The sequence below is a fragment of the Qipengyuania sp. 902 genome, assembly GCF_051195295.1.
Taxonomy (GTDB): domain Bacteria; phylum Pseudomonadota; class Alphaproteobacteria; order Sphingomonadales; family Sphingomonadaceae; genus Qipengyuania.
In genome coordinates this window covers 82,935-109,391 of record NZ_JBNJLJ010000005.1, presented here as the reverse complement: position 1 = coordinate 109,391, position 26,457 = coordinate 82,935, and the positions used below count along the sequence as shown (strand labels likewise).

Below are 26,457 nucleotides of genomic sequence, written 5' to 3'. Positions count from 1 at the left end.
CGAATGCTCTATCTGCTCGATGCCAACGTCCTGATCACCGCGCACCACCTATATTACCCTGTCGATGCCGTGCCGGAATTCTGGGATTGGCTCGCGCACCAAGGCGAAGCTGGCAACATCAAGATGCCCATCGAGACCTTCGAAGAGGTCAAGGACGGCAGCAACGATGCAGATAGAGATTTACTCTACGCGTGGGTGCAGGACGACGCGAACAAGGCAGCGATCCTTTTCGATGGCGACGTCCAACCTCCGTTGGTTCAACAGGTAACCGGTCACTACGCTCCCGATCTAACCGACGACGAACTTGAAGCGATCGGCCGCGACCCCTTCCTTATCGCTCATGCTCTGGCCGATACTCACAACCGCTGTGTGGTGACCACAGAGGTCTCGAAGCCTCGCCTTCAAAGACAAAACAGGCGTGTGCCGGATGTCTGCGCCGACGCCGGCGTGCAATGGTGCGACACTTTCGCCATGCTACGCGTGCTTCAGTTCTCGACCCGTTGGCGCGGATGAATTTTTTGAAAGAGCGCTAACCTTGGGGCGCGAGCTAGCATCGCGCCCCTCTGAATGGCGAGCGTTTATTTCACCATGCCAATTCGCGCATTTCGCGCTCCAGCTCGGTCAAGAAGTCCGCGAGTAAAGGCACCAGTGCATGATCCGGCCGCCGACGCAGGAAACCAGAAATCAGACCAATCGCCGCTGCCTTGAAACGCAAGCCGTCGTGTCCTTGCGCAATGAGCCATCCGACCTTAGCGAGCGAAAGCAGCAGGCAATCGAGCTCGACATGATCACGCAACGCTACCCATTCGCCATCCCGTCTGGGACGTGCGACCCCTGGTTTCGCCGACACTAGCTCTTCCGGGATGCCGAGCCGAAGAAGAACCTGGCTCAAATGCGACCATGTTCGCCCGCCTCCTTTCAACATCAAGCCCAAGTCGAGATGCGGGCGCGGCCCTTTGCGTCCGGGTTGATCGAGCAACTGCGGAGGCAGTGGCAACCCGTGCGCCATACTTGCAAGCACGAGCACTGGAATATCGGTGGCCAAGCCGCCGAACGTTAGCACGGGCTTATCGCCACGGGCACGCAGATAGTCGAAAAGCTGTGCGATGATCGCTTCTTCATCACCCCAGTCGTGCTCAGTCCAAGATGCAATTTCACCAGTGGTTATGCAGCCTTCGTTGTCGATGGAGAATTCGAACACGGATGCCGCCATCACGCGTTTGACGGCTGTTGCCCGCCGGTCCGATTTCGGATCAATCGCGCGGTGAGCTTCAAAGAGGTGCTCGTCCCAATACATTTCGAGATCAAGCGCGAGGTAAGTATTCGTTTTCATGTGCCTTTTCCTTTCAATTCGTCTTCGGCACTTTCAACTTCTTCAGAAAGGTAGCGGTCGCGCTCGCTCCAAGGCCCGCCAGGCTTCCCACGCGGCGTAGAGATGGGCTCGCTCCTCCTGATTGCGGACAAACCCAAGCGCCATCAGCCAGGCCGCCTGTGCGCGATCGGCTGCTTCGCGCTGGGCCTGCAGAAGGTGGGGAGGTCGGTCGCTAACCGTCAGGCCGTGGTCGCGGGCGAGCCTTGCCAGCGTCTTCTCGCGTGCGCGGATCACGTGGCGCTGGATGGAGGGTAGATGTGCTGTGCCCGGTAGCTCCTCGTAGGATGGGCATCGGTTACGCCGGTATGCCTCTCGATTGTTGTGCGAGAACGACCGGCATCCAATCGCAAACGTGTGACGGTGCAACAGGCAGCGAATATGTGCGCCCGGGAACCGCCAGTCCGCCCCCGGCTCGAAGGTTACATGGGTCGATGCGAACCGAGCTTCATCGTCATTGGTGCGCTCGACCGAGAATGTGGCGACACAGACAATCGGTCCTGCGGGATATTCAAGTTCGGTGGCGCTGGCCGTCCGCACCGTTGAAATGGCCAGCACGTGGTTTGGGTGTTCCAGCATTGGTGTCTCCCCCGATGCGCCGCGGGCGGCATCTCCGAGGAGACACCGCCCGCAAGCGACTGGGTTTTCAGGATGGGGTTGTGGGTTACGCGGTCACGCTGGCGGGGCCGCGCTCGAAGATCACGACCTGCGGATCCCACCCGGCATGATTACCGAACGTGTCCGCCAGGGCAGCATCGTAACGCGCCTGTGCAGCCAAGATGGCCTTCGGAAGCTTCGCCGCCGATGGAACCCGTGTCTGCTGGAGAAGCCACCGGCTATCGAGGCGGAAGCAGCGCGTGCGATCCTTGGTGATCAGCTGCAGGGGCTTTGCCGCTCTGCGCTGGACGATCTCCACCGGCAGCAGCTCTGCCCCATTCGCTGTTCGCAGCACTAGGACGGTCAAGAAAGGATCTGTGGCTGCGATGTTGGGATAGCAATGGATCAGTGTATCCTGCCTTTCGGCGATCGCCTTCTGGGCGATGGCGCACAGAATTTCATCGTTGGGGTCGTCAATCGCTGCGAATGCCAGCCCGCTCGTAATAGGCGCCTCCTTGGGGAAGCCGAGCTCCTTGCGCAGCGCCATCATGCGGCGCTTGCGTTGCTGTAGGCCGCGATCGTTCGTATTCGTCATTTCCGTAATCCTTCGCTTGAGGTTGCGGCCGTATTCGGCCGGAGCATTTTCCCTTCTCGGATCCTGCTCACCCTCTTCGACCCTTCCGAACCTGACGCCGCTGGTTGCCCAGCGACGCCAGCCATCGGTCTCAGTCCTGCCCATGGCGCGTATGCCACGTCATGGTTTGCTGAACGGGCCGGGCATCTGGTGCGATGCGCAGAAGCAAAGCCAGCTCCGCGTGCACATCCGCCTTTGCGACTTCCGTCCACCAGACCTTCTTGACCGGGTTCCAGCGATAGCCGAACCGCTTGAGTTCGTGCCGCGTCTCGTAGGGCGCGCGCTCGGCGAAGATACGGACGGTCGGCACCTGCGCGGTGCGCATTGCCTCGGCCAATACGGTTTCTCCGGTCGGTAATTCGCTGTCGAGCAATGCCAGCAGTGCTTCGACGTCGGCGATCGCATCATGAGCGGTAGGTGCGAATAGGCCCTGCTGCATCAGCAGGTGGCCGAGCTTCGCGCCGTCGAACCCGTGGCCCAACCAGTCGACGTCGCGGAAGGAGCAGATCCATGGCAGGTGCTCGATGCCAGGCAATAAGCGCCTGCAAAATCCAGCATCGAACCCGGCGTTGTGGGCGAGCACCACGTCGGCCTGACAAATGAACTTGGTCAGCGCGGCATGCCTGATCCTTTTGCCGCGCACTGCGACGTTATCAATGCCAGTAAGTTTGGCGATCCTCGGTGGAATTTGTCGTCCCGGGTCCGCGAGGGCTGTGCCGTGGTCCACGACCCGCAGGATGCGTCCGTCCTGTGATACATCGACGAGCGCGACGGCGATTTGGATCACATTGTCCCGCGAAGGATCAAGGCCATCGGTTTCGACATCGACGATAGCAAGCCGGGTTGCCACGGATTCGTTGGTGGTATTCGGCCACTCATGGATGTGCGGTATCCTACTAAGAGTGCGCACAGATGCGGCGCTGTCCGTGCGTGGCCGTTCGATTGGTATTGTATTCATCTTCAATCCTCATCTTGATGATGAGGACAGCCGAAGGCATTTTCCCTCTCATACTGTCCTCATGGGACAGCGCTGCTCTTCAGCTCAGTGGCGCACCTGCCGGTGCGGAATTTTCCTGATGTGGATCCATGCTCCGGGGAAATGTTCAACGACAGCGTTAAGGCACAAGTTAATCCGATTCCGATAAGGGATTTACTGGAGGTCGTTGCCGCCGTTTTCCCAAGGCCAGGACGGCGATCCCTTCGAGCGCTGCGATGTCTTGCTCGATTTCGTTTCGCTTTTTCGCTTCCGGCGTCTTTCGCTCATGCCAGAGCCTTCGAGCCCAGTAGCGCCACTCGCACTGCGAACGGTCGGCGTTGAACGACCGCTTTCATCCGCTTTTGGGTCATCGGTCAGGTCGATGGGATATGCTGGCCTGTCTGGCTTTAGTCTACTAAAGTGGCTTTCGAAATCTTGGTCCGGCGAAGTCCCTTCAGGCTGGCTGGGCCGGGAGACAGCTGGCTCGTGCAAACTTAAGCTATTAGCGTCCGAGTTCGTAACTAACGCTTCAGGATATAGCGGCGCGCGGCGATGGAAGCTCCACGTAGCGCTTGAATTCAACGATACCTGCCCATCCGGGCCGAGCTGGGCGGGAAGCTGCGGCGCGCACTCGGCACTGGAAGACGTGTTGAACGCCCACGCTGGTGAACTCTCGGCACTTTTGGCCAGAGGCGCTGGCTGTCGCGGGGCTGTTTCGGCCACTCGACACTCATTATCGGCCTCGGTTTTCGCATCTTCAATCGGTTCAGGCGTAATTGGCGTCGCTAGGGCGCTGGTAGCCAGCCACCAAACGGAGGGTGTTTCTTCTTCGTCCTCGACCAAAGGCATGGGCAATGCGGGTGCTATCCATGGTGCCTTCCACATCGTGTCTGGCGGCACCACCTCGGTTAGGCTGTCCGGTAAAGCAGGTGCCCCTGCAATTATTGTTGCCGGCCGGAACTTTGGCTCAACCAGCGCCTCCGGCAGGGTCGGCGGTGATGTATGAGCAAAGCGGGATGTGCCAGGCCGCACGCCGTCCAACGGGGCCCGTGGATCAGGAACTATAGTTCCGAAAGCAACCTGGGATGGCGTTTCACCCCGATCCGGTGCTGCGATATCATCATTGGCTGGGTCGACGCCGTCTCGATGGTTGCCGTCTTCCAAGGTCGGCGGCATCACCGGGATACGGACACCACGAATATCGAATGCCCTGGTGCCCCTCGCCGGTGTAGCAGGCTGGATCGCCATTGCCGCGAGAAGTGCATTGCGCTCGGTCCGGACGAAGTCAGCAACTGCGGCCACCCCTGCTCGCAAGACGCTGCGCATTTCCCGCACTGCCTGAAGAGCTGAATTACGTGCGACCACCGCCAGGTTTTGCTCGTTCAGCTCAACCCTCTCACCGCGCCTGACCTTCTCTGTGAGGCCTGCGCCAAGATGCTCCTGGGGGATGTAGTCTATTCCCGCCGCTGCATAAGATAGGTGCGTGTAACGCTTGTCGACGCCGTGCATTTCGGCTGTCCGATTGAGTTCCTCGGACAAAAGGAATCGCATCCGGGTCCATTGCTCCGGGCAGTCGAGGTCAGTCCGGATTGCTCGACCGATCTGCCACTCTGCCTCATCAGTGCGCACCATGGGCCGATAGGAAAATACGACATGGGCGTGCCAATTACGCTGATCACCTTGCTCCGATGGCGCGTGCAGACAGACGGAATAGGGGAGATCCTGGCTGCCGAATGTCTGGTCACAATAACGTAGCAGCATCGCCCATTGCTCTTCCGGCGGCAATTCGTGCATCGACTGGATGATCATGTGATGGACGACCTTTGCATTGGCAGCCGCCGACCGGTTCACGCGCTCAAGTTCGTCAAAAGCTTCGGCTGTCTCCTCGACTGACAGGCCGACGGAACTGAAGAACGCCAGGCCGCCGTCATCGAATTCATGCGCGCCATCGGCGCCGTAGAGAACCAAATCCTTTGCGGCGCCCTGCTTGCTCGATTTTGCGTTCCGGTAGACCGTGCGCTGGAAGGGGAAGAGCAGCCCCTGTGAGGTTCGTATCGGCGTCGTGTAACGTGGCATCCAGCCCCTCGTATTGCCGATACGGATCGCCCGTGAAGATGTGCTAGCCTTGTATCCTTGGCCCTTCTCTTCGCCCCAGTTCTTCGCCTTGATCCGAAACCAGAAGAAGGCACGTTCACGCGCCCGATGCCGGATTTCAGCTTCCCTCTCCAACTTCTTCATCGACTTGATGTGCTGCGCTTCGCTCCAGGCCGCGCGTAACCTCGCTTGTTCAGCTTGCCATTCGATCCGCAGCCAAGGATCGCGCGAAGCCCGCACGAGACTCGCGCATTGCTTCGATCCCGCTTCGACATATTGGCATTTGCGATCTTGCTTGATCTTCATGGGGGCGGTCTTTGCAAACGGGGGCGGCGGAGCTGCATTAAGTGGCAAACATTATTTCGCGTACCGCCCCCACTTCATCCTTTAGTGCGCTAAACTTGTCTGCGTATTGTCCGCTGCTCCCACCTCCGCCGCAATCCCCATTTGCTTAAGTGGCAGCACAATCTGCCCCTTACCGCGCTGACCTGTTTGGATATTTCGGCCAACCGGAATATAACTGGTCGATGGAACACGACTTCAATCCCAGCTCGGGCACTGACCTTGAGCACCTAGCCTCTCAACTCGATCGGGCGATGGCAACGCTTGCGAGAACCGAGCAGAGGCTAGCCTCTCCGCAAATCTTACCCGGTGAGACAGTCTTTCGCGATCCTAAGGATGCTTATCATCAGATCACACTCGGTGCTGTTCTGATTCAGTATGGGTTGAACGCGCATCATGCTTGCGCACTCGATGGCCTGCTCTCGATGACCTTCGAGCAGTTGAAGGCTCTTGCGGCCGAAGCTTTACAAATCGTCGACAAGGAAAGCGATGACGATGACGAGACCATGGGCTCAGGGCTTCTCAAACTGCTGGAGCTGATGCCCACCCGGCTCGAACAGTTCGGCCGGTATGCGGAGTGGCGGCGAGGCTTTGATCGCTACATGGAGAAAACGAGACCGTATCTCGACGGACTGACCGATGGGGACCTTCACCGGCTTGCCGGACGGCCGCCTTCCAAAAAACAGATGCATCTGATCCGAGTGACTTGCGCCTATCACGGCATAGCATTCCCCGCCGTGCCTGATCGTAGGGCTGCCTTCGAATGGCTGCGCGATATTGGTGCCAACGTCAAATACCGGGAGGTTCGGTCATGAAATTCGAGTGGAGAAAGCCCGATAGGACCGAAGTCGTGATCAACCATCCCGACAAAGTTACGGAGGTCATGAACGACCTGAAGGCGCGGCATGACGATGCAACGAAAGCCGGATTGAAGATGAAAGCTGCCGCCTTGGAAGTTCAATACGACCAGCAATACGAACAGTGGCTCTTATGCATGGCCTTATATTATCAAGACGAGCGTAAGGAGCTTGGCGACCTGATTAAGCGAAGCAAGCAGGCACTAGCTTGGTGGAATCATTCGGCTGCACAAGATGAAGGTGTAGCCGAAGTGTCTGAGCTTCAGCGATCGCTACTAAAGGGGCTCCCAGCAGATCTCTGGCCTCACTCATGGGCAGAAGCTGCCGCGATCATCAATCGTAATCCGGAGTTCCGAGTGCCCGTCCCTGATCTCGGGATTGCAATTCAATACCTAACTGAGGTCATTGCGAGTGCTTCTTCCTGCCTTGAAATGGCCGGGGATCTGGCAACGAAGTTTTACCAAGGGGAAAACCCGGGACAGCACGACCTCAATAACTACCGTGCGAAGCGCATGCAGCTAAACAAGGAATTGGCCAATGTCGCGGGCTCATAATCGCAAGCCGTCCGCGCCTTCAGCGACGAGCCCGGCTCGGTCGATCATCGCAGCTGCGTGCAGTGGTCTCGACCGCCGGATACCATCATATCACTGGGATACGAAAGGCGCGCGTCGCGCTGGCCATTTCGCGGCAACGGACGGATTGGAAGAGTTGCTTTACCCCTGGGGCTCGAGAATCATTCTATTCTCCGATGCGCCATCGACTGAGCGCTACAAGACGGCGCTCGTTGCAATTCAGTGGCCGAGCTGCGGGCTGGATACGCCGTCCCATGCACTCGCCTGTTGCGAGGATGACAGCGCCACGCGACTGATAAGGCAATTGGCGGCGGCACGCTGGCAGTGGTTCTTCGATCATGCCGAGAAGCCCGATCTGGCACTCGAGATCATCCAGCCCTTAGATATGAAACAGGTCACACGGTATCTGTCCGGTTTCGATTTCGATACCGTGTGCGAAGCGCTCGAAATCGAATATCGCAACCGCATTCATGGCGGACGGAGCGGAGAAAGCTCATTCGACCTGCTGTGGAAGCGCGACATCCGAGGTTACCTCAATCGCCACGCGGCAAGCACAGCTTTTCCGAAGGGGTGCCTGAAGCGTTACGCCAAGCTAGTTGGCATTCGCGGCAAGCGCCACGAGATCATCGCCCATCTCTTTACGCGAGTGATCGAGCTCGAAAGGGCTTGCGAGTATGTCGAGGGCTATCTCAAGCGTAGGGCAAATGACGGTTGGCGCTCGAGCGGAGCACACCTTGCCGACCTGTCCCCGCTGTCGATCCTGTCCGCTGTTTACCGCGCCGATCGGCTGGCGACCGGCGAACCATCGGATCACGCCGAACGCAGCATGACGATATTGGACAGTCTCCGGCTTCGGCAGCAAGGGGTGCGAGAGGACGAAAGCTACGAGCAATGCCTTGGCACCGATGAACTCGGATATCTGATACGCGTGCTGCTTTCGATGCTTGCTGAATGCCCCAACGGCCGTGCGCTTTCGCGCGGTCGTGCTTCGAGCGTATTCCGCTTCGCGCTCAACATGCTGGCGGGCATCAGCCAGACTCGCACGGCCCTCCACATGAACCGGCGTCTGCGTGGTGAGAAACACGAAGAGCTGCGCATCGAAATTGAGCGGATGGGTCCGCCTAGCGTGTTCGCGGAGAATTCGAAAGGAGTGCCCGCGTGGAACGAGTTCGTCGCTGACGATGGGCTTACCTTCTTTGGAACCGACCTTGTCCTGCGACTGCGCGAGGCAGAAGAGGCAATGGTTGAGACCGGACTCCGAGATCCAGACCGCAACCCGCTAATCAGGGCCGGGTATTGCCCCGACGCCTGGACCAGCGATACTGGCAGCGAGGCGATGATTGACGCATGGATTTGCACCAATGCCGAATTGCGGACGCTCGATCTGAACTACGCCTCGCCATGGTTGAAGGGTAAGGAACTGAAGGATGCGCGCAATCGCGCTCTGATCCTCAGCGAAACCCCGATCCCGCCCATGACCGATTTCGTATTCGCGAACGATCTGGAACTTCCTTGCCTGTTCGCCGGGAGATTAATCGGCATCGATGATGACCTGACAAAATTTCATTTCGGACAAAAATCGGACATTCGCGGTTTGCCCGCTTCGAAGAAATGCCTGAATTCCAACATTTTCGGCGCACAACCCTATATTGAGCCGCTTCGAAATCACTAGCGCCACCCGCAGAAAACCGCGGAATAAGTGCTGTCCTCATCAATCCCGAGGACAGCATGCAAGACGAATTCGACTACGGACAGAACGACGCCAATGGAGTGAACGGCAAACCCGCTGCTTCCAATGGCGGTGAACTCGCCGAAGCCGAGACACATGCCGGCTCCATTCAGAGTATCGCGCGAGATGTCGGCGCAAACTATGTTTTGGCGCGGGACATCCAGCTTGATGCTGCGCTGCACGAGCGTCGGGCATTTTCCGATGATGATCTGGCACACGCTAAGGCCGTCGTTGCGCACGAGCACCTTGTGGCGCCCTTCCCGGTCGTGGAGCGCGGGAACGAACTGATTCTTCTTGATGGGTTTGTCACCCTTCAGGCTCTGATCGCTCGCGACCCTGATGCGATGGTCAAGGTCGTTCGCTTCGACGAAAAGGACGCCCTCGCGATACGGCTCGCCGACACCCGGCATCGCCGCAAACGTGAGCCGATGGGTCCGGCCCGCCAAGCGCTCGCGCGTCACCGGGAGGGCGTGGCGCAGGACGCGATCGCGAGAGAGCTTTGCGTCAGTGCCGGAAATGTCTCGCAGATGATTTCGGCAGCAGAAGCCGAAGAGGAATTCGAAGGTCTCGCAGACCTGCTGGTCGATCGTTCCAAAATTCCCCGCAGTTTCTGGTTCGATCTCTACACGACGCTAGAGCGGCTGAAGAAAGTCGATGCGACTGATGCTGACGGCAGTTCGCCTAACGCAGATCGGTTCAGGAAGTTGGTCGAAGACCTGATCGCTGCGGATAAGCCGATTAGCGCCGACGACCTCCGCGCGAAGCTCGGGATCAACGCTAAGCGTGGCCAGCCCAAGCGGCGCAACCGTGTGCTCGGGACACCGGTCAGGCGGCCCGGCTTGAAGACCAAGATCTGCGTCGACAGAAAGCGCCAAGGTGGGCCGGTCATCAACTTCGAGCCCGGCTATCCCGCTAAAGACTTCGACGCCGCGCTCGAAGCGCTTCTCACTTTCCTGACGAATCCGGACGCGGCTTCGCCGCCGCGGATCTGACTCGGATCGGGACGGTAGTGATGGATCGGATGCTGGCGAAAGCAGGGTGTGATAGACCCCGTCGCGCGCGCACGACGTCTCTGTCGCTCGAGAATGCACATGCAGAAATCGAGTGGCTGGCGCCTCCTTCGGAGGATGACCTCGCCCGCCTGTTGCTCGAACTTATTGGCGAGGACGCTATCAAGGAGATATTTAATGACTAAGGCTTTTGGATATGTGCGCTGTTCTTCGAACTCTCAGAGCGCGGCGGCTTCTATCGCGACTCAGAACGACGCGATTACACGGGCAGCAGCTTCCTGTGGAGTGCATCTGCAGCGTATGTTCGCCGACGTTGGTCCGGCGCACTCCGGCCAGTCCGAGCTCGAGCATCTCGTGAAGACTGCGGAAAGCAGCGGCGTGCGTGCGATCGTAGTCGCGAACAAAACCCGTCTCTCGCGGTCTATTGCGGAACTGCGGAGGCTGGAGGAAAAGTTCAGTGCTGCTGGCATCGAGATTATCAGCTCGGAAGGATAGGATTGGTCTGACGGACGAGATTTTTGCTTGGTCCACAAGCGGATTTTGGTCCTATCTAGGAACGACGGCCGGACATGACGGAGGTGCACAGAATGATCGCTGAAAATTCGAGGAAGAAGCGCGCATTCGGATATGTCCGCGTCAGCACGAGCGAGCAAGCGGAGCACAAAACCTCTCTGCGTCAGCAGAAAGTCGACCTGCAGAACTACTGTGACAAGCAGGGAATCGAGCTCATCGAAATCTTCGTTGAACCTGGCCTTTCCGGCTCGGACTGGAAAAGGCCTGAGTTCAACCGGATGATGCTCTTGGCCACGGGTGATGACCATCCGGTGGACTTTGTCGTTGCAGCCGACATGGCGCGCCTCGCACGCGATGTTGAATTGATTGTTACCACCCAAGGGCAACTGAAACGAGCCGGCGTTAAATGTCTGTTTGCCTACCAGACCTTCGAAGAAAGCCATTTTGGCATGCTCCACCAGTTGCTGACCGGTTGGCAGGACCAAGACGCGATTGTGAAGGCGTCAATGAATACTCGCCGGGGTCTCAGGGGCACTGCCGAAGAGGGGTTCTGGCCAGGCGGAACCGTTCCGCTCGGTTACGAATCTCGCACGGTGGAAATCAGAGGGAAGAAAGAAAAGAAGAAACTCTTTATCAACGAGGAAGAGGCGCTGATCGTTCGCAAGATCTTCGACCTCGCAAGGCTCGGTATCGACGGAACTCCGATGGGAGGCCGAGCGATTGCTGAATATCTGAATCAGCACGGCTATACGCGTCGTGGCGGCAAGTTCCACAACTCGAACATCGCGGGCATCCTCTCGCGGCCTCATTATTTGGGAGAGTTTCCGGGCAACAAGTTCGACGAGCGGGGAAATCTTTTGCCGGAAGCTGAGTGGACCATGGTCAAATGCCCTCAGCTTATATCGAAAGAGAATTTCGATCACGTGGCCGCCCTTCGCGCCACCCGCGCTCCGAGAACCACTGCTCCGCGCATCGTCAACGGTCCCACGCTGCTGATCGGCCTCACCCACTGCGCCATGCCAAACTGTGGTGCGGGAATGACCGTCGCGACCGGAGGCTCCGGTAGATATCGCTACTACAAGTGCAATGAACGCACGAACCGCGGCGCTTCCTCCTGTCGCTGCCCTAATGTGCGCACGGACAAGCTCGACCCGCTCGTTATGGGAGAGATTGTCGAAAAGATCTTTGATCAAGACAAACTCGAGAGTTTGCTCGGTCGCGTCCTCGACACATCCGACGAGGCTCGCAAGCGCAAGCAGCTTGAACTTCAACAGTGCGAAGAGAGGATCGCCGAAGCACGTAAGCGGCTTTCCAACTTACACGATGGGATCGAGATCGGCACGATCTCCGCCCGTGATCCGGACATCGCTTTGCGGATCAAGGAGCGAAAGGCGGAAATTGATAGTCTGAACAGCACCGCGAAAGTGCTGCGCCAGCAGCTGGATCGAGGACCAGCCCGGATCACGCCGACTGCTGTTCGCAATTTCGGAAAGATCATTCGCCAGAACCTCATCCACGGCGATAGCGACGTGAAGCAGCGCATCGCGCGAGCTTTCATCAGCCGCATTCAGATTGGATCCATGATTGAGATTAAGGGCGAGACCGCAGCGCTTGAGCATGGAGTTGCTGCAGTCGCGCGGTCGAAGGGTGGATTGCCCACCTTTGACCGGAAATGGTGCCAGAAGAGGCATCACATTCGAACTTCTTTTCCGTTTAATTTCTGATGTTTAGATATTTCGGTCAAGCTGAAAAGCCCGCAAAAGGCCCGCAAAATCCCTCTAATGTATTGGTTCGATGCCTTTTTTAGGACTCGGAATTTCAATTTCAAACTTGACCGCGGAGTAGGTCGTTATCCGCTTTGCGCTCCAATCTCCGCTATTTTACGGGCTGCGCGCTCTGCCCGGAAGCAGTCATCCGTTCGGTTTACTTTAAATCATCGATATTCGTTCCAGCTTCTCTTCTTTTTGGCCGATAGTCTGGGAGGGGAGGATTTGATGTAATTCCCTCAACCTGAATATCTTCGATTTTTTCACTGAGAGGAGCAAGTTCGCGACTAAGTTCGCGAAGGTCCGTTTCACCTTCAACCAAAGAATCTTCGACCGCCGGAATGCCACTCCTTATCTGGGAAAGTTTGTTTTCAGCGTTCTGCACCCCCTCCCTGAATTGGCGAAGGCGTAGTTGCGCGATAGCAGAAGCGCTCCGCCCTGAGATCCGCCGATCTGCATCTCGAAGATTATTTCCCCATCCACCAACCCTTTGCCCTAAGTCTAACAATCTTCCTTTTGTTGAGGCCAATCGTTCGTCCCAACCTTCGGCGTCCGATGCGAGTGCGGCCGTCGTGACTCGAAGCCGGACAAGATCGGAGGTGATCACCCGTTGCTTTTCTGGCTCCAGTCCTTCGTTCAGAGCGCGAATGCTATTTGCCACGGTCTCTACAGTGGCGGTCGCATCCCTCCCCAATAGTCCGGTTTCGTCCGCGGCGGGAATGATCTTTTTTCCTGACTTGTCGGTGTAAATGCCCTCACGACCCCGTCGGCCCTCGAGCACGAGCGCAGCCTCTCCAGTTATCAGATCCGTGCTGATTGTCGCTTCAAGGCCGTGGACTTTCGCCGCAGAAGGATCGAGAGTCAGAACAACGACCACGTTTTCCGGTTCATTTTCCGCCAGACGGACCGATGTTACCTGTCCCACAGGGACTCCCAATAGTGTTACAGTCGATCCCGACTGAAGGCCTTCCACGGAGCGATCAAACTTGATCTGATATGTTTCCTGATTTGGTCTGGGATCGATTAGCCACATCGCGAAAGCGATGGTCGTAAGCATCAGAATGCCAACGATCCACGCCACTAGGGAGAAGTTTGCGTTAGTTTCCATCTAGCACGCCGCCAGCGGTTTGTTCGTCCGGCAGAGGGCCGGTGCAATGAAAGTTCGCGTCCCGCATGCTCCATTCGGTTGTCCGCTATAGAACATGACCGAGGTTCGTCCCCTGGCGCAATCGCCACGAGCGGGGCATCCGGGCGCGTCGAATGTGTTTTGGTTTGAGATCGGCCTAGTCCCAACACGGGCGTGATGCCGCCCCGCCCGTGGCGACCGAATATTGCTATGACTTGCGCAAGCCGCGTCCGGTCACTCAAGCGCGAAGGCGTCATGTCTTCCAGGCCGCTGCTGGAGGATGTGATTTCAAGTCTCCTGGCGATGTCCGTCTGGTTCAGGGCAGGAGCTCTGATGAGCTGCGCCAACACACGCCACTGCGTACGATTGAGGCTCAGCGGCTGTGCTCGGTCATCGAATGCCTTGCGCGCGGCGCGGCTGATCTGGTCCATCATGAAGATCGCTCGATCATCGTGGGTGATGACATTGTCGAGTGCGAGAGTGCCCTCATCTTCTGGCATGAGACATTCCTATCGATCGGAGAAAAATAGTAAAGGACTTTCGCATTTTGTTTTGGCCGCTATATCGCTCGCGCAGCGGCTCAAACGATGGCGAGGAGCGAAATAATCATGGCGGACGAGACAGCAGGGGCTAGCGATGAAGGCGCACGTCCGACGGGGTTGTCCAGTCCGCGGGTCCGGCTGGGTCTGCTGATCGCCGGCATTCTGGTCCTGCTCGCCGGGAGCTACTGGTATTACAATCATCAGACGTACGGCAGATTCCAGCAGTCCACCGACAACGCTTATATTGCCGCCGACAGCGTCATCATCTCCCCCAAAATTGCGGGCTACGTCGAGCGCGTATTAGTGACGGAGAATCAAACGGTCGCGTCGGGCGATGCACTTGTCCAGCTGGACGTGCGAGATTATCGTGCCCAAACGAACCAGGTCGAAGCCCAGATCGCCGCGTCGCTCGCCGGAGCAGATACGGTACGCGCCCAGCAACAAGAGCAGGACGCGGCAATTGCCCAGGCCCGTGCACAGCTCGCAGCAGCATCTGCACAGGCTGGTCTCGCTGCTGAGCAGGTTGTCCGGTACCGCCCCCTTGCCGCTTCGGGAGCGGAGCCGCGCGAGAGGCTCGATCAGCTGGAGGCCCAGGCCAGAGAAGCGCAGGCTCAAGTCGCGGCAGCGCGCGCCGCGCTCACGGCGGCACAGCGCCGACAGAACACGCTTAGCGAGCAGATAGACCAGGCCAATTCGCAAGCCAACGCCGCTCGTGCGCAACTCGAGGCCGCCCGTCTGAACCTGTCATCGACCACGCTCCAGGCCAGTATTTCCGGGCGGGTGGGTGACCTCACGGTCCGACCTGGACAATTTGTCCAGCCTGGCCAACGCCTTATGAGCCTCGTACCGACCGACCGCCTCTACGTGACAGCAAATTTCAAGGAAACGCAGCTCGGACTTGTCCGCCCGGGGCAACCCGTCACCTTGGAAATCGACGCGCTGCCGGACCTCGAGCTATTAGGAAGAGTGGAAAGCATCGCCCCCGGGACCGGGGCAGAATTCTCAATCCTTCCGCCACAGAACGCGACGGGTAATTTCACCAAGATCGTTCAGCGCGTCCCGGTGCGCATATCCATTCAGGCTTCGCCCGAGATCCTGCGTCTGCTGGTGCCGGGCATGTCTGTTGTCGCGAGTGTCGATACGCGCGCCGCTAGAGACCAACTCGATTCGATCCGCAACGCGGCCGGAGACTGACCGATGGCAGGCGCCGCTGCAGCGGTTTCGCCGCCGGTCGAAAAGGCCGATGCTACGGCCTGGATCGCCGTAGCCGCCGGTGCGCTGGGGGCGATGCTGGCAACGCTTGACATCTCGATCGTCAATTCGGCGCTGCCGACGATCCAGGGGGAAATCGGCGCGACCGGAACCGAAGGCACCTGGATCGCGACAGCCTTCCTTGTTGCCGAGATCATCATCATCCCTCTGAGCGCGTGGCTGGAAAGACTGCTCGGCCTTCGCACGCTGCTCATCGTCGCGGTTTCTGCCTTCACGGCCTTTTCGGTGTTGTGCGGCATTGCCACCGATCTGACGACGATGATCATCGGTCGCACCGGTCAAGGGTTCATGGGCGGCGCGCTTATTCCAACCGCCATGACCATCGTCGCAAAGCGACTGCCTCCATCGCAACAGCCGATTGGCATGGCGCTCTTCGGAATGACCGTGGTTCTTGGGCCGGTAATGGGCCCGTTGGTGGGGGGCTGGCTTACCGAGAACCTGAGCTGGCACTACGCCTTCTTCGTCAACGTGCCCGTCTGCGCGTTGCTCCTTGCTTTACTATTCATCGGGTTACCCCATGAAAAGCCCGACTGGGTTTACCTGCGCGAGGCTGATTGGGCGGGAATAGCTGGTATGATCCTTGGGTTGGGTGGGCTGACCATCGTTCTGGAAGAAGGCCACCGTGAGGAGTGGTTCGATTCCACGCTGATCGTCCAGCTCACACTGATGACGGTCGTGGGTTTTGCACTTCTGACCTACGGACAGCTTTACGCGCGCAAACCCGTGCTCAAATTGCGCCTGATGCTCAGCAGGCAGTTTGCCAGCGTCGTGGTGATGGCACTGGCGCTTGGCATGGTCATGTATGGCTCGACCTACGTGATCCCGCAATTTCTCGCGATAATTTCCGATTATAATGCCTTGCAGACCGGACTTGTGATCTTCTGGATGGGCGTTCCGGCTTTCCTGTTGATGCCCGTTCTCCCGTTCATGATCCGCAGGATTCACATCCGCATTGCGGTCGGCGCGGGCATGTTCATCATGGCGCTAAGCTGTTTCGTCAGCATAAATCTGACAGCGGAATCGGGAGGTGGAGTGTTCACCGAAAGCCAGTTCCTGCGCGGCATCGGCATGATCCTCACGATGATGTTCCTCAACCAGGCGACGGTAGCTTCGGTTGCCAAGGAGGATGCCGGCGATGCTTCGGGCATCTTCAACGCGGCGCGAAACCTAGGGGGCTCTTTCGCGCTCGCCGGGCTTGCTTCGTTCCAGGACCAGCGCCTGTGGCATCATAGTCGGCGGATGGAAGAAACTCTCAACGCCAACAGCCCCCGGCTACAGGAATACCTGGACACCATGACGGCGTCGTTGGGCAATCCACAGGCCGCGCTGGAGATGCTTTCCGGCATCATTCAGCGCGATGCGTTCGTGATGACCTACAACGATGTCTTTTTCGCCATGGGCGCGATTACCCTGGTCACGGTGCCGCTGGTACTGTTCCTCAAGCCTCTCCCGAAGAACTTATCCCTTTCGATGCACTGAGAACTCTATGCGCAAGACCCTAACCCTCCTCGCTCCCATGGCGCTCCTCGCGGGTTGCATGTCCGGTCCCGACTATGCCGGCCCCCCGCAACTTGCGACCGACGCAGGCAATGCGTTCGTACGGGCCGGCCCCGAAATCGATCCGTTGGCGCCGATTGCCGGCGACTGGTGGACGCTGCTCGGCGATCCGGTTCTCAATGAACTTGAGGCGCGTGCGCTGGCCGGCAATCCGGGCGTGGCCGCAGCGCGCGCTCGCATCGAACAGGCAAGGGCTTCTGTCCGCCAGGAGCGCGCCAACCGGCTACCCGCCGTGGCTGCGCAGGCGACTGCGGTCCAGGCGAATATCCCAGGGCTAGATATCGGCAGCGGCCCGCCCCCGGGATCGCCCGGCGCTCCTGCAGACACCGAAGAGCAGGACAGCCTCAGCGTCTACAACCTCGGGCTCAACGCAAACTGGGAGATCGATTTCGCTGGGGGGCAGGCACGGCGTGTCGAGGCCATTAACGCTCAGGCTGCGGCCTCGGTGGCGAACGCCGAGGATGCGAAAGTCCAGCTCGCCGCCGAAATCGCGCGGGCGTATGTGAGCCTGCGAGAAGCGCAAGGGCGGCTCGAGCTTGTCCAGCGAGAGCGCGACTTGCAGCAGCAAATTCTCGAATTGACCTATCAGCGCTATACACAGGGCGCTCTCGCGCTGTTCCCGGTCGGTAACGCGAACGCCGAGCTCGAACTGCTCAAGTCGCAGATCGCGGAAGCTCAAGCGGACATCGATGTATTCAAAGACACGCTCGCGGTGCTGACGGGCGAAGCGCCCGGCGCACTCGACGGGCTCCTGGCGGCTCAGGCCGAAATTCCGCTTCCCCCCGAACGGGTCGCGGTGGGCGATCCCGCAGCGCTAATAGCGCGGCGGCCGGATGTTCGAGCCGCCGAACGCATGCTGGCCGCGGCGAATGCGCGGATTGGCGTGGCAGAGGCTGCTCGCTTCCCCAAGATTTCCTTCATGGGGATTCTCGGTTTGGGCGGATCGGAGCCCGACGACATCCTGGACCCGGGCAACTTATCGGCAATCGCTTTGCCGCGGCTACAGTGGAACCTGCTTGATTTCGGCCGCACGGCAGCATCGATCGATCAGGCCGAGAGTGCGCGCGACGAGGCCGAAGCGCGTTATGTTGAAGTGGTCCTTGGCGCACTGCGCGACGCCGAACAATCGCTTGCCCGGTTCGGGCAACAAAGAGCCAACGTAGCCGCGCTGGCGCAGATCAGTCGACAGGCCGACACGGCTGCGGAGCTTAACGAGCAACGCCGCGCCGCGGGGGTAATCTCGCAAGGCGAACTCAACACTTCGATCCGCAAGCGCGAACAGGCCAGAGCAAATCTCGATCGGGCGATCGCCGCCATGACAAATGGCTGGATCGCGATCCAGAAGTCGCTTGGGTTGGGATGGGTCGAATTGTCTCGCGACAATCGCACGTCGGTTGAGCCTGCTCCGGTCGATCGAAAATCAGTTATGAAACCTGAACAGAGTTAGGATAAGTTTTCTCAGAAGTCTGCCCCGCAGCCCCTTCCAACTTTTCCTAACGCGTCAGCACCTCGTGCACTTTGACCCAATCTTGGATCATAGGGGTCAGCATGTTTCCGCCTTTCGCAGAGTGCGTTTGCCAGTATCACCATCGGATATCCCGATTGCACTATTCGGTGACTCTTCATTGTCGTATCTATGTAAGGCCTTAAGCTTTCCGCGAGCATCTCGTAGCGACATCAACGAGCGATCGTAAAAGCATTTCGAGTGCAGCTCGCATTTGGCCGGTTCGATGACCGCCTTGTCGGTAGGCTTACGAGGCGGTCATCGAGCATTACGCCGCTCTGGAAAAGCTATAAAGTCATGGGTCGAAATACGAACTAGCTGGCACTGTCCGTTCGGGTCGTTGGGAGGACCACCAATCTCCCCGCCAACACGATCTGGACCTGTTAGAAACTGAACCCCAAAGCAACACCATATCTACGAGGATCCAAAGTGTAGATATTGGTAAAATTCCCCGAGGATGCGTCGGTCAAGTACAAGCCTGTCACCGAGCTGCTGTCGAAAATGTTCTGAACAAATCCGCGCACGAACCAACGCTCATCCGCACTGTTCAACTGCACGATCGCGTTGGCTTGCACGAATGGCTCGATCCGGTTGACCCTGCCGTTAAAGATATTGCCGTATTGCTCACCAGTCAGCGCTACGTCCACGCGAGGAACCAGAGTCATGCCATTGTCGAAAGTGGCGGTGTACTGCACACCCATCGAAACCTTCATTTCGGGGGCCTGCGGCAACTTGTTCCCTTTTAAGTTGACCTCTACGCCAGGGCTTAATACCGCAAGGCCGCTGCCCGCCGGAACGGCTCCGGCCAAGACATCGCAAATGCTGAATGCGCCGCTTGACGCAAGATTGCCGTCGTTAGGAAATTCTTCGGGACCACGAAGACCCAGAGCTGCGTTCACTCCGGCGACGAATGCGTCGGCCACGCCGGGGGCTGGCCCGGTTACGGCACAATTAGCACCGTTGCTGATATCCTTGATGATGACGGCATCAGGATCGCCGCCACCCGGGTCGCGCGGATTGGAGAAGAACTGGTCGCCGGCAACTTCCGCGTTGAGATAACTGAACGTCAAGTTGACAAGCCAATCGGGATCGGGCCGGATAACGGACTCTAGTTCCACACCCCAGATATCGGCATCGATAGTATCATTAACTGAGGTACGGGCGACGATGCGGCTAAGCTGCAACCCGCTATACTTATAGTAGAATGCAGTAGCGTTTAATTGCAGTGCGCCATTCGCAAAGGTATTTTTCGATCCGATTTCAAATGCGTCGATGGTTTCTGATCCGAAGCTTTCAGCCACATCGAAAACGGGCGAAAGGGGCGGGTTGATACCCCCGGATTTATAGCCCCTGGCATAAGATGCGTAAATCGAATTGTCAGGCGTAACTTCGTAGTCGAGCACCGCACGCCCGGTTATTTCATCGAAACCTACTTCTCTAAATTGCGTCAGCTGCTCACCTGGCGTACCAGGATCGGCATCAAAAAGACCAGAGGGACCGGTTAAGGGAGTGATCGGGCTGTCGAACGGCTCCCCGTCATTCGCGTAAGGATTGAGGAAGCTAATCAAGGTCGTGCGCGCAGTCACGTCTTTCTTGTCGTCGTTATACCGCAAACCTCCGGTGAAGGTCAGACGCTCGGTCAGGTCGACGTAGATCTCCCCGAACACACCGAAGCTCTCAAGATTAGCCTCGAGAGAATTGTTGCGGTACATGGATGTTGCGAAGTAGGATGGCGGTGCACCGCCTGCCAAAGTACCAAACGATCCCAGAATGGCACTGGCGTAGTCAAGCGCGAATGAGTTTACATAGTAACTGTTGTCGGTAGTCTTGGACTTTGCATAGATCCCTCCGAGCAGGAAATTGAATGCTCCGTCGAAATCACTGGAAAGGAGGATTTCGCCGCTCCAGGATTCGCGTTGCTCTGAAGACCTGTCGAAGGATAGCGGCGTTTCGCCGCACAATACATTACCTTCGAACGCGCCCCTGTTCCCATCATCGTTATCGGAGGTGCACAATACGCCCCCTGGGCCATTGGGGATGAGAGCCTCCACAATCGGGGTAAAATACGCCGACGAACCTGGCACGAACGCCGGTGCAGGTGCGGGGAGGCCGGTAGGCAAACCGTTGGCCGCGAAGCCGGACAACACGTTCAAGGCCGTAGCAAAGGCGGTACGATCCTGAATGCCCAGAAAGTAGTCCTGCCGGGAATCGACTTCGGTGTCCTGATAAAGACCGGTTGCAGTCAGTGTCATAGCTCCGATGCGCTGCTCGAGACGGGCCTGTAGCTGCACTTCATCGGCAAAATAGAATGGAGTATACGCCGTGTTTACCGTGCGCACATCGTCGGGCTTATCGAATCCTGCAAATGCATCGGGGCCGTACAGGCTTCCCAATCCCAGTACTGAGGGAATTCCCTGAATAGCGAAGAACTCTTGCGAACTGAGCGTTGCGCCGACTGTGGAATTGGCATTGGTGATGTCAAAGTCGCGGCGATTGTTCAGACAACCCAGCACGCCGAGCGGGTCACGCTGGCAGGCCTGCTTTTGATTACGTAAACGGGTGTCATCTTCCCTGAAATAATATGCCATGAAGTCGAGAGTGGTATCGGCACCGGGTTCAAAACGAAGAGAACCACGAACAGCGTACATGTCTCGGTCGTCGACATCCGAATTGTCGAAAAGGTTTGTGGTGTAACCGTCGCGATTCAGAAAGAATCCGGCTACCCGAACGCCGATAGAATCGCCGATCGGGACATTGACCACCCCCTCGGCCTTGATGCTGTTGTAATTCCCATACTCGAACTCTCCGGCCGCGCCGAAAGAACCGAGGTCAGGCTTGGCTGTCACAAGGTTGACAACACCCGAGGTAGCGTTGCGGCCGAAGAGGGTGCCCTGCGGCCCCCGTAGGACCTCAATTCGCTCAAGGTCAAAATATTCTGTTTCGAACAGCCGGGTACCAAAAAGAGGGGAACCATTGATATGGATAGCCGTCGCTGCGTCACACGTCACACCAACACAAAGATCGCCGATACCACGGATGGTGAAGGACGACCCGGTGAAGTTGCCCTTCGAAAATGAGACGTTCGGGAGCGTCAATTGAAGGTCAGCAGCGTTTTCGATCTGCTGGCTTTCGAGAGCCGTAGCATCGAAGGCACTGACCGCGATCGGCACCTCTTGCAGACTTTGAGATTGGCGTTGGGCCGTCACGATGATTACGGATCCTTGGGGTTCCGCCTCATCAGTTGTGGAATCCTGCGCTAAAGCCATCTGCGGCCAAGCCAAGATGGCCGAAGTGGCGAGCACCATCGCTCTCAGTGTCATATAGCATCCCTTCCCATCTCTTCAGTGCGACGATAATTGGCTCCGCCGCTTACTGCAAAATGGGGCGACCTCGAGGGTCGCCCCTTAGTCTGTGGAGAGGAGAGGGAAAGAATTAGCCCAATCCCCGTCCATGGGCATATACGTCCGCGTGATATTAGTAAAGCGCCTTATCTTTTGACCCCATGGGCCACGATCCAGATCGCACGCGGAGTGAACGTTTGCTAAAGATCAGCAATGGTTGGCGCGCTAAGCGAGTTGCTCCCGATAAAGCTTTTGCCCCAGCTGGCATCGAGACCAACGAAGCGTTCGTCGTGCCGACGGCGACAATGGTTCGGATATAGTACAAGATGAATATGAACGCCCTTTGCCCCCATCTCGCTGGCCTCTGACCAGGAACCAGCCTCTTAGTATGGGGGATCTCAGAGGCTCCAAAAGGCCAGTACCGCCCGAAGCGCAGCGACGAACGCGAGCGGCTGATCCAGCATGAGATGATGGCGTGCATCGGGCACTGCAACAATTGGTATCTTTCCCCCTCCCAGTTCCCGGATATAGCGGGCGGAATCGCGATCAAAGAGCTGACTTTTCTCGCCGTACACAATCGCTTTGCGCCCGGGCGCATCGACCAGCCTCTGGCCTACTGTCAGCCATTCGTCGGGCTTGTTGCTGCGCCGGAACACTTCGGGAGAAAACTTCCATGTCCACTCCTCGCCATCGCGGCGGAGAGAGTGATAGGCCATGTAATCCATCAGGAACGGCTCACCAACTGCCTGCGGCGGCGACAGGATATACCTCTCGCGCGCCGCTTCGTAGGTGGGGTAGCGTCGCACCGGTTTGTCAGGATTACCCGACCCGGGGCTCGATCTGCCCATGGTCCAGTATTTCTCCAGCTTTTCGGGCCGCATCACCATGAGATCGCAGACAATAACGCCGGCGAAGGCATCCGGCGATTGGGAAACGGCGGTCAGCGCTGCACCCGAGCCGAAGCTATGGGCGATGATCGTCGGTCTGCTTCCATCCGCAAACAAATCGAGCGCTTCGCTGATCTCGACAAATTCCTTTCCCCGCGCAGCTATATCGGCCACGCCGCGCATCTCGCTATCGCCCATACCGGCCAGATCGAACGCCACCACGTCGTAGTCTTCGGCAAGGTACGGTGCGATGAAGGCAAAGCAGCGGGCATGGGCGAGAAAACCGTGAGTCATGAGCAATTTGGGCCGGTCACGCCTGCCCCAGCGAAGATAATGCACCCGCGCGCCACCAACCTCTACGAAGCCTTCCTCACGGGGCACGCTCAGCGCCCAGGCGAACCATTCGGGTATATCCGCCCCGTCGCCGGCCCATACGGGATCAATATCTGTTGACCCGTCGTGGATTGGTTTCATTTCATTCATTTCGGCGCAGTCTCCATACCGGATAGTGTATTCCTGATAAAACCACGATAATCGTGCCGTGCGACATCGTGGCATAGATCGGCGTAACCAGATACGCTGGGGAAATTGATCAGTTGTCGGGGTTTGCCGGGAATATTGGCGCCCATGTACCACGATTCAGCCTTGGGGAAGAGCGTCATCGACCCTACTTGGGCGACCATATCGGTCCAGCTTCGCTCGGCCAGCGCATCGGCTTCGAAAAGGCCGATCCTGTTATCGCGCAGCCAGATCAGGAAATCGCAGATCCAGTCACCCTGGATTTCGGCGCTTGTCGGACCGTTGGAAAAGCCTGAAGGGCTGAGCGGGCCGTAGGCGAACAGCATGTTCGGAAATTGGGCGACGGCCATGCCCAGATAGGCTTTGATCTCACTCTTCCATGCTTCTGCCAGCGCCAGCCCACCGCGGCCGGTGATGTTCATGTCGATGAGCCCGCCACGACCGGCATCGAAGCCGGTCGCGAAGACAATGAGATCGCACGGGATCATGCCAGTGGCTGTTTCTATCCCGGCCTCGGTGACGCGAGTGATCGCGGTGTCGTTCAGATCGACCAGCGTCACATTGTCTTGTGCGAAGATCTCGTAATAATTCTGTTCGAGCGATGGTCGCTTGGTCCCGAAGGGATGTGGCGGCTCATCGGGAGCGAGCTTCTCGGCAATGGTCGGGTCGCAGATCCGCTCGCGCACCTCGTCACGCCAGAACTCGTAGGCGTGGCGATTGGCGTCCTCGTTCGTCAGTATGTCAGCGAAATTATGATACCAGAAGCGCAACCCTCCTCGCTGCCACAAATCCTCGAAATGCGTAGTCCGCTCTTCCTCGGTCACAGCCAGGGCCGAGATGTCCAGCGATTGGCATTCGAAACCGCCACTTGTCGTAAGCCTTTTCTGGAAGACAGCGGGATATTCGGATTTTTCGCGAAGCTGACGATCAGCGTCCAGTTTTTCCTGCCGCATGGGAAGGGCGAGAATCGGGGTTCGCTGAAAAAGCGTCAGCTGCTCCGCACAGCTTGCCGCCTCCTGCGCCACCTGTACGCCGCTGGCACCCGTGCCGATCAGGGCGATCCGGCGGCCGGAAAGGTCGATGCCTTCCTGCGGCCAGCGGGCGGTATGGCACCATTCGCCTTCGAAATCGCTAAGGCCCGGGATATCGGGAATGTAGGGTTTCGAGGCGAACCCCAGCGCCGGCAAGAGGAAACGCGCGCTTACTTTTCCGCCATCGTCGAGCTTCAATCGCCAGCAGGCGGTGTCTTCATCGAACGGCGCGCTTTCGACCCGTGTTTTCATTCGCATTGCCGGCCAGAGGTCGAGCGTATCGCAGACGTGGAGGAAATAGGCGCGCAGTTCTTCCCAGCCTGGAAATCGTTCGCTCCACGTCCAGCTTTTCCATACTTCCGCAATGGAAAATTCGTAAAGTGGAACCTGGGAATCGACCCGTGCTCCCGGATAGCGGTTCCAGTACCAGATTCCGCCCGGCTGCTCCGCTGCGTCTACCAGCAGAACATCGAACCCCGCCTGACGCAGCTTGTAAAGCAGGTATATTCCGCTGAACCCGGCCCCGACGATTACGACATCATAGTCAGGAGGGGGCGAATGGCTCACGAGGCCCCGGCACCCGCTTTCGCGATGTCTTTAGCCGTAGTATAATCCGCCTTGCCGTTTGACGCGCGCAAGGCGGTTTGCGTTGGGCAAATCGCCTTGGGCGTTTTGTAACCTGCCAGTTGCTGGCGCACGTGATCCTTGATCGCTTGCGCGTCGAAGTCCGCATCCTGGGTCAAATGCACCACAGCGGTCACCGCTTCGCCCCATTTTTCGTCAGGCACCCCGACGACAAGCGCGTCGGCAATGGCGGGATGGGTTTTGAGCACTTCCTCCACCTCCTCGGGGTAAACCTTTTCACCTGCGGTGTTGATGCAGACGCTGCCGCGGCCCAGCAAGGTCAGGCTTCCATCGGATTCCACCCGGCACCAGTCGCCCGGGATGGAGTAACGCACGCCATCGATCGTCCTGAAAGTCTTGGCCGACTTTTCCGGGTCCTTGTAGTATCCTGTGGGGATTGCGCCCTTGCGGGCAATAAAGCCGGGCACGCCGCTCCCCGCCTCGACCTTCCGGTCGTTCTCGTCGAATACGTCGCAAAATTCCCCGATCCCGAATTTCGCGGTGTTGGTGCCGCCCTGTGCGGTCGTCACCGACAAGCCGTAGCCCAGCCCTTCCGAAGCGCCAAAACTGTCCATGAGGATGACCTGGGGGATATGTTTGCACAGGCCCGCCTTTACCTGTTTACTCCACATGACGCCGGACGAGATGATCGAAATCAGGCTGCTCGTGTCCCAGCGCTTCGGGTGGGCGTCCAGCGCCTGCAGCATGGGTTTGGCAAAAGCGTCACCGACAATGGCGATGCTCTGCACCTTGTGCTGGTCCACCGCATCCCACAATTCTTCCGCGTCGAAGGATGGATCGGACAGCGTGACGATGGCCCCGCCCGACATGAGCGTGCCGATAGCAGTAATGAACCCGGTTCCATGCATCAGCGGGCACGCCGGCAAAGTGATGCGCGCAAGCTCGCCCTGCTTCACCAGGGCCACCATTTCCTCCATGGTCTGGGGAACCGGACCCAGCAGCTTTTGCGCGTCGAGCTGAGCCTTGCGCATATCATCGTGTCGCCACATCACGCCCTTGGGCATGCCGGTGGTACCGCCTGTATATATGAACAGCAGGTCATCGGGAGAACGCTCGATATCGAGAGGCGCGCCGTTACCTTCTACAAGTTTTTCGTAAGGAAGCGCGAAGGAAGCGATCTGCGAAGCATCGCCGATTTCTACAAATGTATGAACCTTGGTCAACCGTTCCTTCAGTTCAAGAATGCAGTCGCGGAACTCGGAACTGTAAACAATTACCTCGCTATCGGAATCGTCGAAGATGTAGAAAACCTCCTCGGGACGGTAACGATAATTGATGTTCACGTGCGTGAGGCGGCCCTTGAAGCACGCGGCCATCAATTCCCCGTATTCGGAACGGTTGCGCATGTAGAAGGCTATCTTCGCCCCGTCGCCTGCACCTTGCGCGCGCAGATTGCGCGCCAAATTGTTCGAACGCTTCGACATTTCGGGCCAGCTAATGATCCGGTCGCCGTGAATCAGCGCCGGAGCATCTTCCGGGACCGCAGGTTCGATTGCATCAAGGATGTCGCCAAGGTTCCAGTCGATCACGTATTAATTCCTCTCTCCTTGGTGGCCACGATTTTGTCGGTAGCG

Annotated in this window: 21 protein-coding genes; 10 read left to right on the top strand and 11 right to left on the bottom strand. The window is 58.1% G+C overall.

Going from position 1 to position 26,457, the window contains the following annotated elements:
- Positions 1 to 3 precede the first annotated feature (3 nt).
- On the top strand, positions 4 to 513 hold the full coding sequence (locus ACSH0F_RS14300) for a DUF4411 family protein (RefSeq protein ID WP_435203780.1): 510 nt from the start codon (positions 4 to 6) through the stop codon (positions 511 to 513).
- Positions 514 to 583: 70 nt separating this feature from the next.
- Here ACSH0F_RS14300 and ACSH0F_RS14295 read toward each other — a convergent pair whose 3' ends face one another.
- The 5 genes from ACSH0F_RS14295 to ACSH0F_RS14275 all read right to left on the bottom strand — a co-directional run bounded on the left by ACSH0F_RS14295 (position 584) and on the right by ACSH0F_RS14275 (position 5,976).
- A complete protein-coding gene (locus ACSH0F_RS14295) occupies positions 584 to 1,333 on the bottom strand; it encodes a hypothetical protein (RefSeq protein WP_435203779.1) in 750 nt (249 codons plus the stop codon).
- A gap of 42 nt (positions 1,334 to 1,375) precedes the next feature.
- Positions 1,376 to 1,948 carry a hypothetical protein gene (locus ACSH0F_RS14290; protein WP_435203778.1) on the bottom strand — a complete coding sequence of 191 codons (573 nt, stop codon included), beginning with the start codon at positions 1,946 to 1,948 and terminating at the stop codon, positions 1,376 to 1,378.
- Between the two features lie 85 nt (positions 1,949 to 2,033).
- Positions 2,034 to 2,561 carry a hypothetical protein gene (locus ACSH0F_RS14285; RefSeq protein WP_435203777.1) on the bottom strand — a complete coding sequence of 176 codons (528 nt, stop codon included), beginning with the start codon at positions 2,559 to 2,561 and terminating at the stop codon, positions 2,034 to 2,036.
- A gap of 130 nt (positions 2,562 to 2,691) precedes the next feature.
- The gene (locus ACSH0F_RS14280; RefSeq protein WP_435203776.1) at positions 2,692 to 3,558 is read right to left on the bottom strand and encodes a 3'-5' exonuclease; all 867 of its coding nucleotides are present in this window, start codon (positions 3,556 to 3,558) and stop codon (positions 2,692 to 2,694) included.
- Between the two features lie 192 nt (positions 3,559 to 3,750).
- The gene (locus ACSH0F_RS14275) at positions 3,751 to 5,976 is read right to left on the bottom strand and encodes a MobA/MobL family protein (protein ID WP_435203775.1); all 2,226 of its coding nucleotides are present in this window, start codon (positions 5,974 to 5,976) and stop codon (positions 3,751 to 3,753) included.
- 221 nt (positions 5,977 to 6,197) lie between these two features.
- Between ACSH0F_RS14275 and ACSH0F_RS14270 the strand changes: the two genes are divergently transcribed.
- The 6 genes from ACSH0F_RS14270 (at position 6,198) to ACSH0F_RS14245 (ending at position 12,417) form a co-directional block, all read left to right on the top strand.
- Positions 6,198 to 6,827, top strand: coding sequence for a hypothetical protein (locus ACSH0F_RS14270; RefSeq protein ID WP_435203774.1), 630 nt, complete (start codon positions 6,198 to 6,200; stop codon positions 6,825 to 6,827).
- Complete coding sequence (locus ACSH0F_RS14265; RefSeq protein ID WP_435203773.1) at positions 6,824 to 7,423, top strand: hypothetical protein; 600 nt, start codon at positions 6,824 to 6,826, stop codon at positions 7,421 to 7,423. The genes ACSH0F_RS14270 and ACSH0F_RS14265 overlap by 4 nt, the downstream gene beginning before the upstream one ends.
- A 322-nt stretch (positions 7,424 to 7,745) precedes the next feature.
- Complete coding sequence (locus ACSH0F_RS14260) at positions 7,746 to 9,113, top strand: hypothetical protein (RefSeq protein ID WP_435203772.1); 1,368 nt, start codon at positions 7,746 to 7,748, stop codon at positions 9,111 to 9,113.
- Positions 9,114 to 9,169: 56 nt separating this feature from the next.
- Entirely contained in the window at positions 9,170 to 10,162 is a 993-nt protein-coding gene (locus ACSH0F_RS14255) for a hypothetical protein (protein ID WP_435203771.1), read from the top strand.
- A 195-nt stretch (positions 10,163 to 10,357) separates the two neighbouring features.
- Positions 10,358 to 10,675, top strand: a complete 318-nt coding sequence (locus tag ACSH0F_RS14250; protein ID WP_435203770.1) for a recombinase family protein — start codon at positions 10,358 to 10,360, stop codon at positions 10,673 to 10,675.
- Positions 10,676 to 10,767: 92 nt separating this feature from the next.
- Positions 10,768 to 12,417, top strand: coding sequence for a recombinase family protein (locus tag ACSH0F_RS14245; RefSeq protein ID WP_435203769.1), 1,650 nt, complete (start codon positions 10,768 to 10,770; stop codon positions 12,415 to 12,417).
- 199 nt (positions 12,418 to 12,616) lie between these two features.
- Here ACSH0F_RS14245 and ACSH0F_RS14240 read toward each other — a convergent pair whose 3' ends face one another.
- Positions 12,617 to 13,567: an MlaD family protein gene (locus tag ACSH0F_RS14240; RefSeq protein ID WP_082837520.1), complete on the bottom strand. Its 951-nt coding sequence runs from the start codon at positions 13,565 to 13,567 to the stop codon at positions 12,617 to 12,619.
- Positions 13,540 to 14,016: a MarR family transcriptional regulator gene (locus ACSH0F_RS14235; protein ID WP_225082872.1), complete on the bottom strand. Its 477-nt coding sequence runs from the start codon at positions 14,014 to 14,016 to the stop codon at positions 13,540 to 13,542. The genes ACSH0F_RS14240 and ACSH0F_RS14235 overlap by 28 nt, the downstream gene beginning before the upstream one ends.
- A gap of 177 nt (positions 14,017 to 14,193) precedes the next feature.
- On the opposite strand from ACSH0F_RS14235, the gene ACSH0F_RS14230 reads away from it, so the two are divergent.
- Genes ACSH0F_RS14230 through ACSH0F_RS14220 form a run of 3 tightly spaced genes read left to right on the top strand, consistent with a single transcriptional unit; the run spans position 14,194 to position 18,403 of the window.
- Entirely contained in the window at positions 14,194 to 15,321 is a 1,128-nt protein-coding gene (locus tag ACSH0F_RS14230) for an HlyD family secretion protein (protein ID WP_063511170.1), read from the top strand.
- Between the two features lie 3 nt (positions 15,322 to 15,324).
- Positions 15,325 to 16,878 (top strand): DHA2 family efflux MFS transporter permease subunit, encoded by a 1,554-nt coding sequence (locus ACSH0F_RS14225; RefSeq protein WP_063511168.1) that lies wholly within the window; start codon positions 15,325 to 15,327, stop codon positions 16,876 to 16,878.
- Positions 16,879 to 16,915: 37 nt separating this feature from the next.
- Positions 16,916 to 18,403 carry an efflux transporter outer membrane subunit gene (locus ACSH0F_RS14220; protein WP_067506500.1) on the top strand — a complete coding sequence of 496 codons (1,488 nt, stop codon included), beginning with the start codon at positions 16,916 to 16,918 and terminating at the stop codon, positions 18,401 to 18,403.
- A gap of 440 nt (positions 18,404 to 18,843) precedes the next feature.
- Here the strand turns inward: ACSH0F_RS14220 and ACSH0F_RS14215 are convergent, their stop codons facing one another.
- The 4 genes from ACSH0F_RS14215 to ACSH0F_RS14200 all read right to left on the bottom strand — a co-directional run bounded on the left by ACSH0F_RS14215 (position 18,844) and on the right by ACSH0F_RS14200 (position 26,412).
- A complete protein-coding gene (locus ACSH0F_RS14215; RefSeq protein WP_067506363.1) occupies positions 18,844 to 21,780 on the bottom strand; it encodes a TonB-dependent receptor in 2,937 nt (978 codons plus the stop codon).
- 419 nt (positions 21,781 to 22,199) lie between these two features.
- A complete protein-coding gene (locus tag ACSH0F_RS14210; RefSeq protein WP_050599570.1) occupies positions 22,200 to 23,171 on the bottom strand; it encodes an alpha/beta fold hydrolase in 972 nt (323 codons plus the stop codon).
- The gene (locus ACSH0F_RS14205; protein WP_067505813.1) at positions 23,168 to 24,805 is read right to left on the bottom strand and encodes a flavin-containing monooxygenase; all 1,638 of its coding nucleotides are present in this window, start codon (positions 24,803 to 24,805) and stop codon (positions 23,168 to 23,170) included. Before ACSH0F_RS14205 ends, ACSH0F_RS14210 begins: the two co-directional genes overlap by 4 nt.
- The gene (locus tag ACSH0F_RS14200) at positions 24,802 to 26,412 is read right to left on the bottom strand and encodes an acyl-CoA synthetase (protein WP_006834182.1); all 1,611 of its coding nucleotides are present in this window, start codon (positions 26,410 to 26,412) and stop codon (positions 24,802 to 24,804) included. Before ACSH0F_RS14200 ends, ACSH0F_RS14205 begins: the two co-directional genes overlap by 4 nt.
- Positions 26,413 to 26,457 lie beyond the last annotated feature (45 nt).

Bases quoted from the DNA above. Each gene is read 5' to 3' on its own strand.
- ACSH0F_RS14290 (WP_435203778.1), bottom strand. From the start codon at position 1,948: ATGCTGGAACACCCAAACCACGTGCTGGCCATTTCAACGGTGCGGACG.
- ACSH0F_RS14250 (WP_435203770.1), top strand. From the start codon at position 10,358: ATGACTAAGGCTTTTGGATATGTGCGCTGTTCTTCGAACTCTCAGAGC.
- ACSH0F_RS14220 (WP_067506500.1), top strand. From the start codon at position 16,916: ATGGCGCTCCTCGCGGGTTGCATGTCCGGTCCCGACTATGCCGGCCCC.
- ACSH0F_RS14275 (WP_435203775.1), bottom strand. From the start codon at position 5,976: ATGAAGATCAAGCAAGATCGCAAATGCCAATATGTCGAAGCGGGATCG.
- ACSH0F_RS14240 (WP_082837520.1), bottom strand. From the start codon at position 13,567: ATGGAAACTAACGCAAACTTCTCCCTAGTGGCGTGGATCGTTGGCATT.
- ACSH0F_RS14270 (WP_435203774.1), top strand. From the start codon at position 6,198: ATGGAACACGACTTCAATCCCAGCTCGGGCACTGACCTTGAGCACCTA.
- ACSH0F_RS14235 (WP_225082872.1), bottom strand. From the start codon at position 14,016: ATGGACCAGATCAGCCGCGCCGCGCGCAAGGCATTCGATGACCGAGCA.
- ACSH0F_RS14225 (WP_063511168.1), top strand. From the start codon at position 15,325: ATGGCAGGCGCCGCTGCAGCGGTTTCGCCGCCGGTCGAAAAGGCCGAT.
- ACSH0F_RS14300 (WP_435203780.1), top strand. From the start codon at position 4: ATGCTCTATCTGCTCGATGCCAACGTCCTGATCACCGCGCACCACCTA.
- ACSH0F_RS14280 (WP_435203776.1), bottom strand. From the start codon at position 3,558: ATGAATACAATACCAATCGAACGGCCACGCACGGACAGCGCCGCATCT.
- ACSH0F_RS14230 (WP_063511170.1), top strand. From the start codon at position 14,194: ATGGCGGACGAGACAGCAGGGGCTAGCGATGAAGGCGCACGTCCGACG.
- ACSH0F_RS14245 (WP_435203769.1), top strand. From the start codon at position 10,768: ATGATCGCTGAAAATTCGAGGAAGAAGCGCGCATTCGGATATGTCCGC.
- ACSH0F_RS14265 (WP_435203773.1), top strand. From the start codon at position 6,824: ATGAAATTCGAGTGGAGAAAGCCCGATAGGACCGAAGTCGTGATCAAC.
- ACSH0F_RS14215 (WP_067506363.1), bottom strand. From the start codon at position 21,780: ATGACACTGAGAGCGATGGTGCTCGCCACTTCGGCCATCTTGGCTTGG.
- ACSH0F_RS14255 (WP_435203771.1), top strand. From the start codon at position 9,170: ATGCAAGACGAATTCGACTACGGACAGAACGACGCCAATGGAGTGAAC.
- ACSH0F_RS14295 (WP_435203779.1), bottom strand. From the start codon at position 1,333: ATGAAAACGAATACTTACCTCGCGCTTGATCTCGAAATGTATTGGGAC.
- ACSH0F_RS14210 (WP_050599570.1), bottom strand. From the start codon at position 23,171: ATGAATGAAATGAAACCAATCCACGACGGGTCAACAGATATTGATCCC.
- ACSH0F_RS14285 (WP_435203777.1), bottom strand. From the start codon at position 2,561: ATGACGAATACGAACGATCGCGGCCTACAGCAACGCAAGCGCCGCATG.